Genomic DNA, 4211 nt, shown 5'->3' with positions numbered 1-4211 from the left:
CCAACTCCAGCACGGCCAGCCATCGGGGCGCCATCGCGGGTGGGGGTGAGGCGATGACCAGGTAGGTGGGCACGGGCTCGCCTGGATCACTGGCCCGGTAGGTGGCGAACCGGTCCGCCACGGGCGTGTCCGGATCAGCGGTGTTCTCGCCTGCGGTGTCGGGTGGGTTGGTCGCGTGCAGGGTGTGCTCATCCAGCAGTCGGGTGCGGCGCGCCAGTTCGGCTTCCACCATCGCGATGGCCTCATCGAGGGTCGGCACGCAGGTCATCCCCAGCGCGACGTGATCGGCTACCGCCGCACCGTCGGCGGCGGGCGCCGTGCCGATGCCGTCGGCGAGGAATGTGGCGGTGTCGGCGACGATCAGGAGCTCGGTGGGATGCAGCGTGTCGGCGGCCAGCAGCGCGATCAGAGCCGCACGGGCCGCGGCGGACGCGCCGGGCCCGGTCAACCCGAGACCGGGCACCGTGGTCAGATCGACCGTCGCGGTGGTGCCGCTGTCGTCGTGCGTGGTGAGCATCGGGGCGGGTGGCGGCCATGACCGCCGCGGGGTGCCGGGGTCGGTGTGGGCCTCGTCGGGGGGCTGTGTGGGGTCGGGTGCGCGGCAGGCGGTGTCCAGCAGCGCCACCGCGGGCGGCACCGCCGGGGTGGGGGTGGGTGGGTGCAGCGTGCCGGTCACGTGGCGGTGGCGTCGGCGGCGTAGCCGTACCACCGCGAGCGCGATAGTGATCAGGCCCGCGAACCCAAGACCGACGATCCCACCGGAGGGCAGCGTGATCACCTCATGCCCTGGTGACGCCGTGTCGGACGGGGAGTGGCCGTATGTCGCGTTCGGTGCCGACGGGCCGCCGGTAGTACGGGGCGCCTGCGGTGGTGGAGCGAGGGCTGGTGGAGACGTCGACGCGGCGGGCGGCACCACTGGCGGTGCGACGGGTGCGGTCGATGGCGGCGGTGCGGGGATCCACAGGTGCCAGCCCGGCAGTATCAACGCCGGGGCGCGTAGCGCGCGCCCGTCGGGTTGGAGCCGGTTGCGGTTGATCTCCCACAGCCGCTGCCAGCCGCCCGTGACCTGGTGGGAGCAAGCGATGTCCGCCAGGCTCTGACCCACTCGGACAGTGACCTGATACGCGCCAGGGCCCGGGTCATCCGCTCTGGTGGGTAGATCGGTGGCATCGGGGGGCAACAGCAGGATCGTCCCGGGCAACAGGACACGCGGGTCGGGGACCCGGTCGCGGTTGAGCGCCTCGATATCGACGTAGCGGCGGCCATCGCCGAGGTGGTGATCGGCCAGTCCCCAGTAGGTGTCGCCACGCACGACCGTGACACGCGGATTGCTCGGGTGGACGGAGTCATCGAGGAAGAACGGGCTGTGCTTCGGCGAGACAACCGGCTCGTCGGCGACCAGTGCCGGCGCGAGACTGTGGTTGTCGCGTACCGGATGCTGCGGCGCGGTGGCCACCGGCCGGGCGCCGCTGCCCGGTGTGGCGTGGGCGGTGCTGGTCGAGGCCAGGATCAGTGCGGTGGCAACCACGCTGGTGATCCAGGTGCGTGGGGTGCTGGTCTGCAGGCGTCGGCGCAGCGCTGTGCTGCCGGCGCGTGCCACGGTGTAGAGGTCGGCGAGGATGCAGCACACGCCGATTCCCCACGCGCACCACAACATGACGTGCGTCAACCACGGGATCAGGTGGCCGTCCAGGTAGAACCAGCGCAGCGCCTGCCACATGTGGCTGGGCAGGTCCGGGTCGGACAGGTCCGGCCATGTGGTGGGCAGCAACTGCTGCGGTTGGCCGCCGGTCATGACGTTGGCGATGGGCAGCCCGACGGCGAACACAGCCATCCCGCACAGCGCAGCCAGTGCCGTGGCCACCTGCGCCGCACGGGGACGGGTGAGGGTGGTCATGGGGTGGCTCCTGCGCAGGTGCCGACCGCGGGCGCGGCGGTCTGGGTGGCGGTGGCGTGATACGTCGGGCTGAACAGCTCCATCACTGCCGGGCGGTCCACGGTGACGGTGATCTGCACTGTGGCGGGTCCGGTGATCGTGACGGTGCCGGTGACGCCGTCGGCGGCCAGGTAGGCCTGGCTGATCACGCACGCCACGTCGACGCTGGCCTGGCCGGTTGGCTGCCTGGCACGGCGAAACCGGCGGTGTCCACCTGGACGGTCAACTGGCGGAAGGAGGTGGTCGGGGGTGCCGCCGGTGGCGAGGGTGTCGATCGGCGCGCCGACCAGGAACCCGACCGACGCGATCACCGCGGCGAAGGCGCTGCGGGCCTCACGCATGGGAACCGACCACCAGGACGGCGTTTTTGGTCGCGGTGGCGTGATAGGTGGGGCCGAAGAGTGTGAACATCGCGGGCCGGTCCACGGTGACGGTGACCGTCACCGTGGCGGGGCCGGTGATCGTGACGGTGCCGGTGACGCTGGCCGCGGCGAGGTAGTGGCGGGCGGCTGTTTGGGCGTCCACGGGGTCCACGGTGATGGTAGCGCCGCGGGTGTTGAGGGCGGTCTCGGCGGCGCGGGCAGCTTCGGAGGCGAGGGCGTCGGCGCGGGACTGGGCATCGTTGAGACCGTGCACAGTGGTCAGGAACGCCAGCATCAGCATCGCGACGAACATGCCCAGGGCCATGGTGACCGATACCGAGCCCGTGTCCTCCCGTACCAAGCGGGCGAAGAAGCGGTTCATGTCCGGGTCCGAAAAGTGTCCAGAGCGCTGATCTGGTGCTCATGCAGGACTTTCTCGCCGGGCACCCCCGGCACGTACAGGTCGGCCAGAGTGATCAGGCAGGTCACCTCGACGCTCACCTGGGCGGGCTGGCCGACCGGGATGGTGAAGCCGCTGGTGTCGACGGTGACAGTGAGGGTGCGGCAGCGCAGGTCGTGCTCGTGGAGAATCTCCTGCGCGACACGGGAAGCCTCGGCTCGGGCGTGTCCGGCGTCGGGGGCATGGGAGGCGGCGCGGGCGGCGTCGAGCGCGGCGTGCAGCACGGCGGAGCTAGCCGACGCGGTGGCGCCGAACGCCCACAGCAGACACACGATCAGCGCGGCGATCGGCACGTAGAAGGCGACCTCGGCCGTGATGACGCCGGTCTCGTCGGTGATCAGGCGCCGCAACATCGTTGTCATGGGGTGGTCCCGGCCAGGTCGAGGACCTGTTGCACGGCTCGGACGCGGCTGCGCACGTCCTCCCGCAACTCGGCCACCGCCGGCACCGTAGGCAGGCGAAGGCAGCGCAGGCCGGCATGCAGAGCGACACGGCGGCGGGGCGCGGTGATCCGGACGGCGAGCTCACGCACCAGCGCACTGGTGTCACAGAACGCCTCAACACCAACGGAAATCTCGGTGTCCAGCCGCACGAGCTCGTAGCGCGCGAGTGTGACGACGCCGTCATCGGCGAGGTCAGGCATGACCCGGCCCAGCAGGGTTCGGGCGGGCAGGGTGGCGTGCAGGCAGTCCAGCAGCTGCCACGCGACGACATGCACCTCACGTCGGTCGGCCGGGTCCAGCCAGGCCAGGACCAGCGGATCGTCAAACACCCCCAGCGCCGCGAATACGTTGTCCACCTGGTCCCGGCAGTCCTTGGAGAGGGCGGTGAAGTCGCTGGGGCGGTAGAACCATTCGCCGGCGCCGCGGTCGCGGCGGTGGCGGGTCCAGCCGGGGCGGGAGCAGTCCAGGCCCCAGCAGCGGTAGGCCGACACCGCGGCCAACCCGGCCAACGCCAGCACCAACAACGCGACCAGGACGCCGATCCAGGAGCCGGTCATGAAGGCGATGGCGGTGCCGATGAGTGCGAACGGCGCCGCCTCGGGCAGCACCGACTCCATTACTGCCTCGCGGCGCAGTCGGGGTTGGTCAAGGTCGGGACGCCACAGCATCGGCTCCGGACCGCCTGGGAAGACTCCGGTGTCCAGCATCAGGAATCCCTCTCCGTGGTGGGGTGTTCGCGGACACCGGTGACGGCGTACTCGATGTGCCACTGCCAGCCGGGAATCGGCACGACCATCACGACATCGGCGGACACCGACACCCGCATCTTTGTGTCGGTGGTGCCCGTAGTGGAGACCTGCGGGTTGCGGGCCATGCCGGCGGCGCGGTCCATGTAAGAGGCGGCGGCCTGCTGGGCGGCGGCGGGGGTGCCGCCCAGGACACGGCCGGTGTCCAGGCCTTCCTGCGCGGCGGCCGAGCAGGTGTCGACGGCGGCCCACCACATCAGGAGT

Annotated in this window: 6 protein-coding genes; all 6 read right to left on the bottom strand. The window is 71.1% G+C overall.

The window, feature by feature from the left end; all coding sequences use genetic code 11:
* On the bottom strand, positions 1-1897 hold a 1897-nt coding region (locus KUTG_RS28640), incomplete at its 3' end, for a LysM peptidoglycan-binding domain-containing protein (RefSeq protein WP_043721149.1).
* Positions 1894-2277: a hypothetical protein gene (locus tag KUTG_RS28635; protein WP_043721147.1), complete on the bottom strand. Its 384-nt coding sequence runs from the start codon at positions 2275-2277 to the stop codon at positions 1894-1896. The genes KUTG_RS28635 and KUTG_RS28640, both read right to left, overlap by 4 nt.
* Entirely contained in the window at positions 2270-2680 is a 411-nt protein-coding gene (locus tag KUTG_RS28630) for a hypothetical protein (protein ID WP_043721145.1), read from the bottom strand. The genes KUTG_RS28635 and KUTG_RS28630 overlap by 8 nt, the downstream gene beginning before the upstream one ends.
* A complete protein-coding gene (locus KUTG_RS28625) occupies positions 2677-3120 on the bottom strand; it encodes a pilus assembly protein TadE (protein ID WP_157494832.1) in 444 nt (147 codons plus the stop codon). The genes KUTG_RS28630 and KUTG_RS28625 overlap by 4 nt, the downstream gene beginning before the upstream one ends.
* Positions 3117-3908 (bottom strand): hypothetical protein, encoded by a 792-nt coding sequence (locus KUTG_RS28620; RefSeq protein WP_157494831.1) that lies wholly within the window; start codon positions 3906-3908, stop codon positions 3117-3119. Before KUTG_RS28620 ends, KUTG_RS28625 begins: the two co-directional genes overlap by 4 nt.
* The coding region (locus KUTG_RS28615; protein WP_369794523.1) for a hypothetical protein at positions 3908-4211 on the bottom strand (304 nt) is incomplete at its 5' end. The genes KUTG_RS28620 and KUTG_RS28615, both read right to left, overlap by 1 nt.

The sequence above is a fragment of the Kutzneria sp. 744 genome, assembly GCF_000568255.1.
Taxonomy (GTDB): Bacteria; Actinomycetota; Actinomycetes; order Mycobacteriales; family Pseudonocardiaceae; genus Kutzneria.
Note: the sequence above shows the minus strand (reverse complement) of the source record. Positions and strands in the feature narration are given on the sequence as shown.